The sequence below is a fragment of the Limosilactobacillus portuensis genome, from assembly GCF_014838735.1.
Taxonomy (GTDB): domain Bacteria; phylum Bacillota; class Bacilli; order Lactobacillales; family Lactobacillaceae; genus Limosilactobacillus; species Limosilactobacillus portuensis.
Map to the genome: position 1 here is coordinate 1 of NZ_JABUXQ010000008.1, position 14,117 is coordinate 14,117.

A 14,117-nucleotide genomic window follows, 5' to 3' on the forward strand; every position below is an offset into this window, starting at 1 on the left:
TAAAATAGTGGTGCCCATTAAGGTCCTTCTTTCTAATGGAATGTTGTGGTAACACCATTAAAGACCTTGATGGGTTTTTCTGTCTACTTAAATGTTCAACTTAAATTTTACAATCTGCCATAGTAAAAAGTCCCCGTAGTTAAATTAATACCGTCAGAATAAATTGTATATTCAAATTGTCCAGGAGCTACTTGATCGAGGCCCTTTTGTTGTTCAACCGCATGCAGATTATGAAAATAATTAGTGATATTTTCAATTTCCGATTTTCCCTTGGGTGCATGTGCTTTGGTGAAAACTTCTTTGACAAACCGGCTTTCTGAATCCATCCCACCCGGTAAGAAGCGGGAACCAAATCCACGGCTATAAGTATTGAGCTTAACTTCAGGGATCAAAGTGTTCTCTGGATAGGCTGGCGAAATACTCTGATAGTTACTCAAATTTAGCAATTGCTTAGGAAATTCAGGATTATTAGTCAAAACGCCAACAGGATTATCGTAAACATTTAATCCCTCTGCCGTTGACTCAACCACAATTGCCTCACCGGATTTATCAGCAATAAGCCAGTGAAGCGGTGATAAGTGGAGCTTTGCGGAGAAATCAATCTTAACTAAGTTCAAATTACTAAGTAGCTTGCGTGCTTCAGTAACATTTTTACATTGTCCTAATATGTAAGGGATAAATTCGAATGGGGTTACGTTATCCTTTGCTGGATCCTCCGGGAAATAGCGGCAAGGTCCGTCAAAATTTAACCCAGCCATTCCCAAACCTTCTTCATTTGCTCCATCAAAATACAATGGATAGCCATCTTCAACTAATGCCATCCCGGTAATGGCATAGTGGTGACCCAATGATGGCATTTTACGGAAATTAAATGGATAGTTTCGCGGTGTCACAACCACCTCTTGACCAAACGAAATTTCTAAATCAAGGTTCCGGCCGAAATAGCTGTCACCAGCCGTATAAATAATCGATGTACACATATTTCTTATCCCAATATAAAGCTACTTATTCAATTCTTCCTTAACGGTTTGGTTAACTGACTTACCGTCAGCTTGTCCCTTAACCTTAGGCATCACAGCACCCATGACCTTACCAAAGTCCTTCATGCTAGAAGCATTAACTGCCTTAATCGTTTCATCAACGATTTTCTTAACATCATCAGCAGAAAGTTGTTGTGGCATATACTTTTCAACAACTTTCATTTCTGCTTTAGTCTTGTCAACCAGATCTTGGCGTCCTGCTTGTTCAAATTCTTCAAGTGATTCTTTTCGTTGTTTATATTCACGAGCCATTACCGCAACTTCTTCATCTGAAGTTAAATCATGACCTTGTTCAATCTGTTCATTTTGAACAGCCGCCTTTAACATCCGGACTGTTGCTAACGTTTCCTTATCACGGTTTTTCATAGCAGAAACCATATCTGCAGTTAGATCATTTAATAAACTCATTATCCTGCTCGCTCCTTTAGCTAAAATTAAAGATGAAAAAACTCCTACCCGTCATGGAGAGGTAGGAGTTAAAAATTAATAACGACGGCGCTTGTTCTTACGCTTCCGTGCCGCTTCAGATTTCAACTTACGTTTTACACTTGGCTTTTCGTAAAATTCGCGTTTACGGTATTCTTGCAAAGTTCCGTTGCGTGAAACTGTACGTTTAAAGCGTCGAAGAGCGTCATCCAAAGATTCATTCTTACGAACGACTGTTTTTGACATGTTGATTCCCTCCCTCCGAGCTTAAAGTTACGTATTAGAACGGTATAATCCCGCTCTTTCACTACAAGAGCAATTGTAACCAATTAGATTCTGAGTGTCAATATTACTTCCTAAATATTTAAGATAAATTTTCTTACTATATTATCAATCTAATCTCTGCATCGAAAGCGCTTTTATTCATCCATGATTTAATTATTCATATTTACTGAATAAAATACACTATTTTTTAAATATCTATTGCATATTTACTCATTTAAGCGTATATTACATACCAATGTAATTATTTTAAGAAATTGAAGGAGTTATTGATTATGAAATGTTTCAAACATTGGTTAATGCTAATAATCATTGCGTTTCCAATACTATGCGCACCAGTGTCAGCATTAGCCGCCGATAAAAGTAGCAGCTCAAGTTCAGCTACTAATACTTCACAGGTAGCCGAGAATGATTCTCTGCAAAAGATTAAACAAAAAGGAACCTTAGTTGTCGGAACAAGTGCCGACTATCCACCATATGAATTTACGACCAAGGAACACGGCAAAACAAAGTATGTTGGGTTCGAAGTATCACTCATGAAGCAATTTGCTAAAGACATCGGTGTTAAATTAGTAATTAAAAACATGGACTTTGATTCACTTTTAGTTGCTCTAGAAACCGGGAAAATTGACTGTATTGCCGGTGCGATGAACATCACCAATGAACGGAAAAAGAGTGTTGACTTTTCCGATGTCTACTATACCGGTGACAGCTACTTCCTCATCAATAAGAGCGACAAGGATAAGCTAGTTAACGCCAAAAGTTTCAATGGCAAGACTGTTGGTGCCCAAAACGGGACCTTACAATCAACAATGATTTCTAAGGACATGCCACAAGCTAATGGAAAGGGATTAGCAAAACTTTCTTCATTAGTAATCGGTTTACAATCCCATAAATATGACGGTATTTTAATGGATGCGGCGACCGCAAAAGCATACGCATCTAATAATTCTAACCTCTACGCTTTTAACTCAAAATTACCGGTTACTGCCGGTGGAATCGCCCTCGCCTTTCCAAAGGGTGATACCTCCCTTGTAAATGCTGCTAACCAAACGATCAAAAAAGTCAACGATGAAGACTTAATTAATAAAAAATGGATTCCAGAGTCAGCCCAATATATGAAGAGCTATAAAAAGCAAAACACCGTTCTTAGTTACTGGCGTTACTTTGCAAAGGGGCTTGAGTACACACTGATTATTACGATCGTCTCAGTATTCTTCGGCTTCATTTTAGGGACCCTCTTCGCTCTTATGCGTCTTTCAAAGAATAAGCTTCTGCATACAATTGCGGTTTGCTATATCGAATTCCTCCGGGGAACCCCAATGATGGTTCAAATCATGTTTGTTTACTTTGGTATTGGTGCAATTATCCAATCCCTCCCCGCCTTACTTGCCGGGATCATCGCCGTTTCGTTAAACTCTGGGGCCTACGTTACTGAAATTATTCGTTCTGGGATTCAGTCAATTCCGCTCGGTCAAACTGAAGCAGCTCGAAGCTTAGGAATGGATAAAAATAAGGCTTTCCGTTATGTAATCATGCCTCAAGCACTTAAGAATATTTGGCCTGCTTTAGGGAACGAATTAATTACCTTGCTAAAGGATAGTTCACTAGTTTCCGTTATTGGTGTAACTGAATTAATGTTCCAAACACAATTAGTTCAATCTGCAACCTACAAAGGAGTTCTCCCATTATTCATTACTATGATGATTTACTTCATCTTAACGTTTACACTTTCTAGAATTCTACTTTACTTTGAAGGGAGAATGAAACATGTCCACTAAAATGATTGAAATTCAAAATTTGCAAAAAAAGTTCAAGAATAACATTGTCCTTAAAGATATCACCGAACATGTTGATAAAGGTCAGGTTATCTGTGTAATTGGTCCCTCTGGTGCTGGTAAAAGTACCTTTCTTCGTTGCCTGAACTGTCTCGAACAGCCAACTAGCGGCAAGGTCTTTTTTGAGGGAAATGACTTAACTAAGATTAACGATAAGCAACTTAATCAGTTACGGGAAAAGATGGGAATGGTTTTCCAAGGATTCAACCTCTTCCCAAATATGAACGTGATTGAAAACATTAAACTAGCACCAATGAAGGTCAAAAATATTCCCGAGAAGCAAGCCGAAGAAACCGGAATGAAGCTTCTGGAGAAAGTCGGTTTAGCAGAAAAGGCAAAGCAGTATCCTGACCAGCTATCTGGTGGGCAAAAACAACGGGTGGCGATTGCTCGTGCTTTAGCAATGGATCCTGAAGTAATGCTCTTTGACGAACCAACAAGTGCCCTCGATCCAGAAATGGTTGATGAAGTGTTAACCGTAATGCACGATCTTGCTGACTCTGGAATGACAATGGTAGTTGTTACTCATGAAATGGGATTTGCTCATGAAGTAGCGGATCAAATCTGGTTTATGGCCGATGGTTATATTCAGGAAACTGGTAAACCGGATGAGTTCTTTGCCCACCCGATAAGTGACCGGGCAAAGGAATTCTTAAAGAAGATTCTCAAGTAATCAAGGATCTACAATAATAATCATTGATAATATCCGATAAAATTAAAGAGACAGAAAAACCGGTTTGTTTTTCTGTCTCTTTAATTTTATTCTGCTAATTATTTATCCTGCTTATAATCAACCTGATCGTCAAACTGAACCTTCAAGTCATCCAGTTGTTGTTGACTAACCTTACCAGGTGCTGCTGTTAATGGCTCAACAGCCTTAGAGTTCTTAGGGAACGGAATGACATCCCGGATATTGTCTGCTTGTGCAAGTAACATTACCCAACGATCCAGTCCAAAAGCTAATCCACCTTCTGGAGGCATCCCCATCGTCAATGCCTTCAAGAGGAAGCCAAAGCGAGCTTCCGCACGTTCCTTAGTGTATCCCAATGCCTTCAAGACTTTTTCTTGAACCTTTGGATCGTGAATCCGGATTGAACCGCCACCAATTTCTTGACCATTAAGAATAATATCGTAACTTTGGGCATGCGCCTTGTGAGGATCTTCGCCATCTTCAAGGTAGTGAAGATCTTCTTCGTTTAACATGGTGAATGGGTGGTGAGCTGCAATCCACTTTCCAAACCCTTCATCATATTCAAACATTGGCCAGTTAACAACCCAAAGGTAGTTCCATTGGTTAGGCGCAATCATATCTTGTTCCTTAGCAATCTCACGACGTAAATAGCCAAGAGCATCACAAACAACGTGGAATGAATCAGCGACAAAGAGGATTAAGTCTCCTGGCTTAGCCCCCATTTCTTCATTAATTGCATCAGCGTTATCATTAATAAACTTTGCAATTGGCCCAGAATAACCGTCTTCAGTAACCTTAACCCAGGCAAGCCCTTTAGCTCCGAAACGCTTAATATACTCTTCCTTCTTAGAAATATCCTTCCGGGAGTACTTGTCAGCCCCACCAGGAACACAGATTGCTCGAACAAAGTTTCCTTTAGCTACGGTTCCAGAGAAGACCTTAAATGAACTGTCCTTAACAATTGAAGATAAATCATGAATTAACATTCCAAACCGGGTATCAGGTTTGTCAGAACCATACTTATCCATTGATTCCTGCCACTCCATCCGTGGGAATGGGGTCTTAACATCAACACCTAAAACTTCCTTCATAACCTTCTTAATTAATCCTTCGGTTACTGTTTGGATGTCTTCAGGGGTAGCAAAACTCATTTCAGTATCAATTTGAGTAAATTCAGGTTGGCGGTCACCACGTAAATCTTCGTCCCGGAAGCATCGTGCAATTTGATAATACTTATCAACTCCGGCAGCCATAAGTAATTGCTTAAATAGTTGTGGTGACTGTGGCAAAGCATAGAAATGTCCTGGATAAACACGTGATGGAACAATGTAATCACGAGCACCTTCTGGAGTTGAACGAGTTAAATCCGGTGTTTCAACGTCCATGAACCCTTGATTATCATAGTAATGATGAACAACAGACGTAACCTTACTCCGGAGCATCAAATTCTTCATCATTTCAGGACGACGAAGATCAAGGTAACGATACTTCATCCGTAAATCTTCACTTGCATCAACGTCATCAACAATATCAAATGGCGTTGTTTCAGACTTTGCCAGAACCTTAATCTGATCAACCGCAACTTCAACTTTTCCGGTCTTCATTTCAGGATTAATTTCTTTTTCAGCCCGCAATTGAACCTTTCCTTGAACTTCAAGAACGTATTGGTTCCGAACCGCATTAGCAACCTTAAATGCTTCGGGATTTTCCTTCTCATTAAAGACCAGTTGAACGATTCCTTCACGATCCCACAGATCAATAAAAATTAAGCCACCAAGATTACGACGTTTGGCAACCCATCCTTTTAGGACAACTTCTTGACCCACTTGCTTTTCACTGGTTTCCCCAGCGTAATTAGTTCTCTTCATTCTCTAATTACCTCTTTAACCATTTTTAGATTGGTAGTGTTAATACTAATTTCTAATAAAAAAAGCACCCCTTACATCATAAGGGTGCTTTTTGCACGGTACCACCTTAGTATCACTCATTGATAACGTCGAAATACCGACGGGGACAACTGCCCAGCCTCAAAAGCGTCAATTATTACCTCATTGTCATGGGCTTTCACCAGCTCCCACTCGCTATCGACTTAGGTAAATAAGCATTCTTTTTCATTGGCTATTAGTATTAAAATTACATTCTTACAGTACCCGAGTTCAGCAAAAATGTCAATAGCTATAGTTTCATTGGCTTTCTACTAACAAAAGTTTAAAATATAAGCCAAAAGAGGGTGTCTATTTTGAATAATCATCAATTATCTAATACATGGTTATCACAATTACCATTAGACAATATTACCAATTGCCAATCAGTTAGCGGTGGTGACATTAACCTGGCTTATCAAATCACTACTAACCAGGCGACATACTTTGTTAAAGTCCAACCACATCATCCGGCATCTTACTTTAACCATGAACTTGCTGGACTTAGGGAAATTGGTAAGACAGCTAATGTTCCTACTCCCGTGGCTAACGGTGAAATTGATGGTGATGCTTACCTAATATTAAATTGGATTAATAGCGGTTATGGTAATCAATACGCACTTGGTCAAGAGGTTGCCAGAATGCACCAACAACGAAGAGAAGAATTTGGCTTTATGGACAACCACCAAACCAAGGTGTTGGTTAAAAACAACCAGTGGAATCCCAGTTGGCGTGATTTTTATATTAACCAACGATTAAAGCCAGAGATTTCGGCAGCAATAAAGCAAGATTGCTGGAACAAGTGGCGACAAGAACACTTTGACCGGATGGTTGCCAAGTTCGACAATTACTATTCTACACATGAAGTTCGGCCAAGCCTGCTGCATGGTGATCTCTGGGCCGGGAACTTCATGTTTAGTCAAGATCACCAGCCGTACCTAATTGATCCGGATTGTGTTTATGGTGATCGGGAGTTTGATTTAGCCATGACAACAGTCTTCGGTGGCTTCGATGATCAATTTTACCGTGGCTATAATGACACATATCCAATTACTCCGGGAATTAACGAGCGACTTCCGTGGTACAGGTTTTACTATCTCTGCATGCACCTCATCTTATTTGGTGAAAGTTATGGTCCCGCAGTCGATAACATTTTAAGCAGCTATTAATGATTAATAATATAAAGGATCTCCAGAGGCAGTCCGACATTACCGTACTTTGGAGACCCTTTTTCGTACTATTTATTTACTTCTCATAAATAATTGTCGTTGGTCCGTCATTTTCCAGATCAACCTTCATCTCGGCACCGAACCGCCCAGTTTCAACATGAACACCAGTAGCAGCCAGTTTTTCATTAAATCGCTGATAAAGCGGCTCAGCAATTTCAGGACGAGCCGCATCAGTAAAGCCGGGACGATTACCATGTCTTGTATCAGCATACAAGGTAAATTGTGAAATCGAAAGAATGGCACCGTCAACATCTTGAAGGCCAAGGTTCATTTTACCGTTTTGATCTTCAAAGACGCGAAGGTTAACAATTTTATGGACAAGGTAATCCAGTTGCTCATCCCCATCATCAGGAGCAAAGCCAACTAATAACATATAACCACGCTTAATTGCCCCAACAACTTCACCGTCAATTGAAACTGAAGCATGGTTGACCTTCTGCAAAACTACTCTCACTAATCTTCCTCCTCACTAACGAATGGTTCGCTTAACGACATAAACATCCTTAATATTCTTTAACGAATCCATAATGAACTGCAATTGATGAAGATTCCGAACACCAATTGTCATACTAATAGTAACCATCTTGTTATGGTCAACCTTCCCGTTTACGGAGTTTAAGAATTTTGTAGTGTTATTTACTGAACGAAGGACATCGTTTAATAAGCCGCTCCGGTTATAACCCTGTACTTCAATATTCGAGTTATAGTTCGTCTTGTCCCCATTTGGATTAGCCCAATAAACATGAATAATCCGTTGACCACTCTTCTCGGCAGCTTTAATATTGGGGCAATCTGAACGGTGAACCGATACACCGCGCCCTTTAGTAATGTAACCAACAATGTCATCACCGGGAACTGGACTGCAGCAGTGACTGAGACGGGTCAATAGGTTATCAACACCCTCAACAACAATCCCTTCACTCGTTTCCTTAGCCTGTTTCTTTTTCTCTCGTTGATCAGGCTTTTCTAACGTTGCATGTTCTTCAAGAACGGCTTTCTCAGCAGCCTGTTTCCGTGAATCTTCTTCCTTTTTTCGTACATCAGCGGTAAAGCGATTCCGGACGCCAACCGGAGCCATATCGCCAAAGCCAATTGCAGCAAACATATCATCACTGCTTTGATAGTGCATCTGGTTGGCTACTTCTTCGTTCTTTTCCTCAGTCATCAAGGCAAACGGGTCAAAGCCGGCTTCCCGGATTTCCCGTTCAATCATTCGCTTACCTTCCTCGATATTTGTTTCCCGATCATGGGCTCTAAAGAATTGACGAATCTTATTTCGTGCCCGTCGTGTAGACACAAGTTCCAACCAATCACGACTTGGCCCGGCAGATGAAGAAGAAGTCAGAATATCCACAATATCTCCGGTTTTGATTTCATAATCCAGGGGAACAATCCGACCATTAACCTTGGCTCCGGTCGTGTGGTTACCAACTTCAGTATGAATCTGGTAAGCCATATCAAGTGGCCCTGATCCTTGTGGCAATTCGATTACATCACCCTTTGGCGTGAAAGCATAAACCTTATCAGCAAAGATGTCACTTTGGACACCCTGCATAAATTCATCCGTCCCATCGCTTTCGCTACGTAGTTCGAGAATTTCCTTAACCACATTCAGCTTTTGGCTATCGCGGGTCTGTTGAATTCCGTTAGTTTTTCCTTCCTTATAAGCCCAGTGTGCTGCAACACCATATTCTGCAACCTGATGCATATGGTGAGTTCTAATCTGAACTTCTAGCGGTTTACCTCCAGGCCCCATGATCGTCGTATGTAATGATTGGTAACCATTTGCTTTAGGCATTGCAATGTAGTCTTTAAACCTTCCTGGCATTGGCTTCCAGTTAGTGTGGATTGCCCCTAAGGCTGCATAACAATCCTTGATTGAATCAACAACGATTCGCACTGCCAACAGATCATAAATTTGACTAAACTGTTTATGCTGGTTAACCATTTTACGGTAAATTGAATAGATATGTTTAGGCCGACCATATATTTCAACGTTTGGTCCTAAATTGAGATCGCTAATCGCCTTTTTAATCTCTGCAATAGCCTCATCAATATATTCAACTCGTTGGTCCCGCCGCGAATTCATTAGGTGGACAATTCGGTAGTATTGTTGCGGATTAAGGTAACGAAGAGAGAGATCCTCCAGCTCCCATTTAATGGTACTAATCCCCAATCGATCAGCGATTGGCGCATAGATTTCTAAAGTTTCGTTTGAGATCCGACGCTGTTTATCTGGCCGTAAATGCTGAAGGGTTCGCATATTATGAAGCCGATCGGCAAGCTTAACAATCATCACACGAATATCTTTAGACATCGCAAGCAACAGTTTACGGTGAGTAGCAGCCATCTGCTCCTTATTTGATTTATACTGGATCTTCCCCAGCTTCGTATCGCCATCAACAATTAAGGCAATTGTTGGACCAAACAGCTCCTTAATGTCATCTAAAGTTGCCCCGGTATCTTCAACAATATCGTGAAGGTAGCCAGCACAAACTGTCTCCGGATCCATATGAAGATCAGCCAAGATTCCCGCAACTTGAATTGGGTGAATGATATACGGCTCACCTGATTTCCGCCGCTGATCTCGATGACAAACAGCAGCAAACTGATATGCCCGTTCAACTAAAGCAACATGCTCATCATTCATATATGAAGAAACCATTTTAAGAACATCTTCATGTGATAACTCTTTAACCTCTGACAATGTACCACCCCTCCAATCTAAACTACTTTGGTTAGCTCTGTGAACTAATCGACCAAGCTAGGTAAGTAACCCCTAAATAGAATAGAGCAAAATAAACAGTATACTTTGGCATGAATATGGATGAAACAAGAAGGTATAAGACTGGAAATACCAATAAGTTCCACCATTTCAAGCCATTTTTCTTTATATATTGACCGAGCCAAATACTAAAAAGCATATTAACCAAGAACAGAAAAAAGCCAACCATCCATACCCGGTGAATCAACCGAAATTTATCGCTAAATAATGGAAGAACAATTCCAAAAAGGATCCCGAATCCCCATACAGCAATGCTTTTGTTACTTTCAACTTTTTTTAGCCAATCCATAACCTAACTTCCTATACTTAATATGATGAAAATAATTGTACCACAAACTACTAATTATTCTTCGACAATTCAGTAACAAATGAGACGGTTGCCAAGAAATATAAGGGAGCCGTTTCCGTTCGTAAGATTCGTGGCCCAAAGCCAACCGGAATGATCCCGTTTTCTTCCATTATAGTAACTTCTGCCGAACTCAATCCACCTTCTGGACCAAATATGGCAAGAATGGAATCTCCTGTTTGTAACTTAGTCAGCGCTTGAAACAAACGACTGCTCTCTCCCTCCTTTGCCGACTCTTCCCAGGCAACTAAACGGATCGTTGCAGGATAATTAGCAAGGAGCTGTTTTAATGAAGGGCAATATTCAATCTGTGGCTTAACATTTCGGTGTGATTGCTCAGCCGCAGCGTCAGCAATTTTCTGCAAGCGGGCAATTTTCCGTGGTTGCTTTTGGCTATTCCAGTGACTAATCGAACGTTCAGCCTCAAAAAAGACGATCTTATCGGCACCAAGTTCCGTCCCCTTTTGAACAATCAGCTCAGGTTTTTCCTTAGTCTTAGGTAAGCCACAAGCAAGAATCGTTTTCACTGGGAGTTCACTATCTTTACCAAGGTTCTCGATCAATTTGGCTATGACATTGCCTGGAGTTATCGAAATCAGCTCAGCAAGATAAGCCTGATGATCCGCCATTACTAATTCAAACTTGGTTCCAACGGCTGCTCGAAGAACTGTCACAAGGTGGTGGGCAACTTCTTCTGGAAGGATAACTTTACCTGCTGTTTTACTTTGATCTATAAAATAACGTTGCATTATTCCTGACCCTCTACTGCTTTATGAGCAATCATTCCATACCAATCTTTCATTCGTAACTTCTGGTCAATAACAAAGTGGTGGCCCTTTAATTCCCGTTCAACTAAGTCTGCCTTATCCTTAATAATTCCGGAAACAAGGAACCGACCATCTGGTTTTAAATTTTTAAACGCCTGAGGGATTAATGGAACAATTATTTCAGCCAAAATATTTGCAACGATTAGGTCCACCTGGGTATGAATCCCATCAAGCAGGCTATTAACACCAACTTTAACGTCAGCAGCAACCGGATTTAAGTCGATATTCTTCTTTGCGGATCGAACAGCAACCTCATCGATATCATAAGCAGCTACTTGGCCTACCCCTAGCTGTTTTGCTGCAATACTTAAGACTCCAGAACCTGTACCAACATCAATCATTGATTCACCACCACGAGCAACAATTTCAAGTGCTTCAATCATTAAGCGCGTCGTTGGGTGAGTTCCTGTTCCAAAGGCCATCCCTGGATCCAAAACGATTAATTTCTCATTAGCAGAACTTGGTTGATAGTCTTCCCATTGAGGAACAATTGTTAATTGGCTGGTTACTCGCAATGGGTGGTAGTATTTTTGCCAAACGGTTGCCCAATCCTTATTATTGACTGCTTCTGAAACAACAAGGCCTGCTCCAGAATCAAGTTGGTAATCCTTTAACTTTGCAACCCGCCCTTTAATTGTTGAGATAAGTTCAGGAACAAAGACATTTCGCGGAAAGTATCCGGTAACTGCAGCCCCATTTTTCCGGTGGGGGATCTCCTGCGGATCAATGATTTCTCCGTATTTTCCATAACGACCAGGCTTTAAATTTGCGAAATCTTTCGCATCATCAATTTGAACCCCAACCGCTCCTTCGTTAGTTAAAATATAACTAACTGCTTCAACTGCTTCACTGGAAGTAATTACTTTTACTGCTGTCCAATCCATATTATTCTCCTCTTTAAATAAAAAATGACCACCAATATGATGGTCACAGTAATATCGCTCACCTATTCTTCATTCCCAAAATTAACAGGCTGCGATGGATTCTCCTCATCATCTTTTTGGGCAAAGTGACTCTTTAAATATTCAATCAAGTCAGCTTCAGTCCGAAAAATCCGTGGATGATGCTGGTGGTGCAGGCGAACATCAATCTCATTAATCCTTAGTCGCCCCGTCCATGTATGGGAGTAACGAATGATTACCCGATTGTTCAATCGATGCTTCCCAAACCGAAAGACATATACATGCTGCGGCGTCATCATTGGCCGAATATATTCTTTCTTATACATTAAGTCATTATCACGCATAAAACGCTTCGTTTGATTCAACACGGTAATCACCTCCTCTTTTTATATAATCAATTCATTAACATATGTTTCATTTTATCACATGGTTAAGATTGTGCAAAATGTTAACGTGAATTAATCTTTTCAATTTAAAAAATGATATAATTCCTTCACTATTTAGCTTAGGAGGTTAGTGAAGTTGGGAATTTTGATCACATTATTAGTTTTATGGATCATGTGGAAATTAGGTGTTTTTACCCTCAAAGTTCTCGGACTGCTCTTTTTAATTTTCGCGATCGGCTTCATTTTTCATGTCTTACTGATTCCTGCAATCGTAATTGCACTTTTTATTATACTAGTTAGCGGTCTCCAATCATGAGCCAAACTAGCAATTATTAGCTAGTTCCCATAAAAAATGACAATAATTCCGAATTTAATAGCTTTTTTCACAAGGAATGTTATAATTAGTCATGTGAGAGAAATCTCAAATAGCATATTTACTGGATGAAAGGGAGACTGTTTAATTATGTCTAAGAATCATCAAAAAGTTGTTCTTGTTGGTGACGGTGCTGTAGGTTCAAGTTACGCTTACGCATTAGTACAACAAGGTTTGGCTGAGGAATTAGCTATCGTTGATCTTGTTAAGAAGCGTACTGAAGGTGACGCTTTGGATCTTGAAGATGCTACTGTCTTCACTGCACCAAAGCAAATTTACTCTGCTGATTACGACACTTGCAAGGATGCTGACCTGGTTGTTATCACTGCTGGTGCACCACAAAAGCCTGGTGAAACTCGTCTTCAATTAGTTGACAAGAACTTGAAGATCATGAAGTCAGTTGTTGAACCAATTGTTAAGTCTGGCTTTAACGGTATCTTCTTGATTGCTGCTAACCCAGTTGACATTTTAACTTACGCTGTTCAAAAGCTTTCTGGCTTCCCAAAGAACAAGGTTATTGGTTCAGGTACTTCACTTGACTCATCACGTCTTCGTATTGCTTTGGCTAAGTTGTTCGATGTTGACCCACGCGATGTTTCAGCAAACATTCTTGCTGAACACGGTGACTCCGAATTCGCTGCTTACTCAAGTGCAACTATCGGTGGTAAACCACTTCTTGACATTGCTAAGGAAAACAATGTTTCAATGGATCAATTACTTAAGATCGAAGATGATGTTCGTAACAAGGCTTACGAAATCATTAACCGTAAGGGCGCTACCTTCTACGGTGTTGCTACCTGCTTGATGCGGATTACTCGCGCTATCTTACGTGACGAACATGCCGTATTACCAGTTGGTGCTCCAATGGACGGCGAATATGGAATTAACGATCTTTACATCGGTACTCCTGCTGTTATCAGCGCATCCGGTATTGACAAGATTATCGAAGTTCCTTTGGATGAGCGTGAAAAGAAGGCTATGGATGCTTCTGCTGCTGCCCTTGAAAAGGTTGCTAAGGACGGTATGGCTAAGCTCCAAAACAACTAATTTTCACTTATCAATATAAATAA

14 protein-coding genes are annotated in these 14,117 nt (G+C 40.4%); 4 read left to right on the forward strand and 10 right to left on the reverse strand.

The window, feature by feature from the left end; translation table 11 throughout:
- Positions 1-107 precede the first annotated feature (107 nt).
- From bsh to rpsU, 3 genes are all read right to left on the reverse strand, one after another.
- The gene (gene bsh / locus HUK49_RS03690) at positions 108-980 is read right to left on the reverse strand and encodes a choloylglycine hydrolase (protein WP_191912703.1); all 873 of its coding nucleotides are present in this window, start codon (positions 978-980) and stop codon (positions 108-110) included.
- Positions 981-1,001: 21 nt separating this feature from the next.
- The gene (locus HUK49_RS03695; RefSeq protein ID WP_191912704.1) at positions 1,002-1,448 is read right to left on the reverse strand and encodes a GatB/YqeY domain-containing protein; all 447 of its coding nucleotides are present in this window, start codon (positions 1,446-1,448) and stop codon (positions 1,002-1,004) included.
- A 75-nt stretch (positions 1,449-1,523) separates the two neighbouring features.
- Complete coding sequence (gene rpsU / locus HUK49_RS03700; RefSeq protein WP_003716981.1) at positions 1,524-1,712, reverse strand: 30S ribosomal protein S21; 189 nt, start codon at positions 1,710-1,712, stop codon at positions 1,524-1,526.
- 311 nt (positions 1,713-2,023) lie between these two features.
- Between rpsU and HUK49_RS03705 the strand changes: the two genes are divergently transcribed.
- Both HUK49_RS03705 and HUK49_RS03710 read left to right on the forward strand, forming a co-directional pair.
- The gene (locus HUK49_RS03705) at positions 2,024-3,529 is read left to right on the forward strand and encodes an ABC transporter substrate-binding protein/permease (protein ID WP_191912705.1); all 1,506 of its coding nucleotides are present in this window, start codon (positions 2,024-2,026) and stop codon (positions 3,527-3,529) included.
- Positions 3,519-4,259, forward strand: a complete 741-nt coding sequence (locus tag HUK49_RS03710; protein ID WP_326515759.1) for an amino acid ABC transporter ATP-binding protein — start codon at positions 3,519-3,521, stop codon at positions 4,257-4,259. The genes HUK49_RS03705 and HUK49_RS03710 overlap by 11 nt, the downstream gene beginning before the upstream one ends.
- A gap of 98 nt (positions 4,260-4,357) precedes the next feature.
- Here HUK49_RS03710 and aspS read toward each other — a convergent pair whose 3' ends face one another.
- Positions 4,358-6,145, reverse strand: a complete 1,788-nt coding sequence (aspS, locus tag HUK49_RS03715; protein ID WP_102168678.1) for an aspartate--tRNA ligase — start codon at positions 6,143-6,145, stop codon at positions 4,358-4,360.
- 368 nt (positions 6,146-6,513) lie between these two features.
- On the opposite strand from aspS, the gene HUK49_RS03720 reads away from it, so the two are divergent.
- Positions 6,514-7,368 (forward strand): fructosamine kinase family protein, encoded by an 855-nt coding sequence (locus HUK49_RS03720; protein ID WP_413230862.1) that lies wholly within the window; start codon positions 6,514-6,516, stop codon positions 7,366-7,368.
- 76 nt (positions 7,369-7,444) lie between these two features.
- On the opposite strand, the gene dtd is transcribed toward HUK49_RS03720, so the two are convergent.
- The 6 genes from dtd to HUK49_RS03750 all read right to left on the reverse strand — a co-directional run bounded on the left by dtd (position 7,445) and on the right by HUK49_RS03750 (position 12,632).
- Positions 7,445-7,882: a D-aminoacyl-tRNA deacylase gene (gene dtd, locus HUK49_RS03725; protein WP_003716975.1), complete on the reverse strand. Its 438-nt coding sequence runs from the start codon at positions 7,880-7,882 to the stop codon at positions 7,445-7,447.
- Positions 7,883-7,897: 15 nt separating this feature from the next.
- Positions 7,898-10,135, reverse strand: a complete 2,238-nt coding sequence (locus HUK49_RS03730) for a RelA/SpoT family protein (protein ID WP_191912707.1) — start codon at positions 10,133-10,135, stop codon at positions 7,898-7,900.
- A 31-nt stretch (positions 10,136-10,166) separates the two neighbouring features.
- Entirely contained in the window at positions 10,167-10,502 is a 336-nt protein-coding gene (locus HUK49_RS03735; protein WP_102168681.1) for a hypothetical protein, read from the reverse strand.
- Between the two features lie 50 nt (positions 10,503-10,552).
- Positions 10,553-11,308, reverse strand: a complete 756-nt coding sequence (locus HUK49_RS03740; protein ID WP_191912708.1) for a 16S rRNA (uracil(1498)-N(3))-methyltransferase — start codon at positions 11,306-11,308, stop codon at positions 10,553-10,555.
- Positions 11,308-12,270, reverse strand: a complete 963-nt coding sequence (gene prmA / locus HUK49_RS03745; RefSeq protein ID WP_191912709.1) for a 50S ribosomal protein L11 methyltransferase — start codon at positions 12,268-12,270, stop codon at positions 11,308-11,310. Before prmA ends, HUK49_RS03740 begins: the two co-directional genes overlap by 1 nt.
- A 62-nt stretch (positions 12,271-12,332) precedes the next feature.
- Positions 12,333-12,632 carry a hypothetical protein gene (locus HUK49_RS03750; protein WP_191912750.1) on the reverse strand — a complete coding sequence of 100 codons (300 nt, stop codon included), beginning with the start codon at positions 12,630-12,632 and terminating at the stop codon, positions 12,333-12,335.
- Between the two features lie 505 nt (positions 12,633-13,137).
- Here HUK49_RS03750 and HUK49_RS03755 point away from each other — a divergent pair.
- Positions 13,138-14,094, forward strand: a complete 957-nt coding sequence (locus tag HUK49_RS03755; RefSeq protein WP_191912710.1) for an L-lactate dehydrogenase — start codon at positions 13,138-13,140, stop codon at positions 14,092-14,094.
- The last annotated feature ends 23 nt before the right edge of the window (positions 14,095-14,117 follow it).

Excerpts from the sequence above, each read along its gene's own strand:
- HUK49_RS03740 (WP_191912708.1), bottom strand. The coding sequence starts at position 11,308 with ATGCAACGTTATTTTATAGATCAAAGTAAAACAGCAGGTAAAGTTATC.
- rpsU (WP_003716981.1), bottom strand. The coding sequence starts at position 1,712 with ATGTCAAAAACAGTCGTTCGTAAGAATGAATCTTTGGATGACGCTCTT.
- HUK49_RS03705 (WP_191912705.1), top strand. The coding sequence starts at position 2,024 with ATGAAATGTTTCAAACATTGGTTAATGCTAATAATCATTGCGTTTCCA.
- prmA (WP_191912709.1), bottom strand. The coding sequence starts at position 12,270 with ATGGATTGGACAGCAGTAAAAGTAATTACTTCCAGTGAAGCAGTTGAA.
- HUK49_RS03750 (WP_191912750.1), bottom strand. The coding sequence starts at position 12,632 with ATGCGTGATAATGACTTAATGTATAAGAAAGAATATATTCGGCCAATG.
- HUK49_RS03755 (WP_191912710.1), top strand. The coding sequence starts at position 13,138 with ATGTCTAAGAATCATCAAAAAGTTGTTCTTGTTGGTGACGGTGCTGTA.
- HUK49_RS03735 (WP_102168681.1), bottom strand. The coding sequence starts at position 10,502 with ATGGATTGGCTAAAAAAAGTTGAAAGTAACAAAAGCATTGCTGTATGG.
- HUK49_RS03710 (WP_326515759.1), top strand. The coding sequence starts at position 3,519 with ATGTCCACTAAAATGATTGAAATTCAAAATTTGCAAAAAAAGTTCAAG.
- HUK49_RS03695 (WP_191912704.1), bottom strand. The coding sequence starts at position 1,448 with ATGAGTTTATTAAATGATCTAACTGCAGATATGGTTTCTGCTATGAAA.
- bsh (WP_191912703.1), bottom strand. The coding sequence starts at position 980 with ATGTGTACATCGATTATTTATACGGCTGGTGACAGCTATTTCGGCCGG.
- aspS (WP_102168678.1), bottom strand. The coding sequence starts at position 6,145 with ATGAAGAGAACTAATTACGCTGGGGAAACCAGTGAAAAGCAAGTGGGT.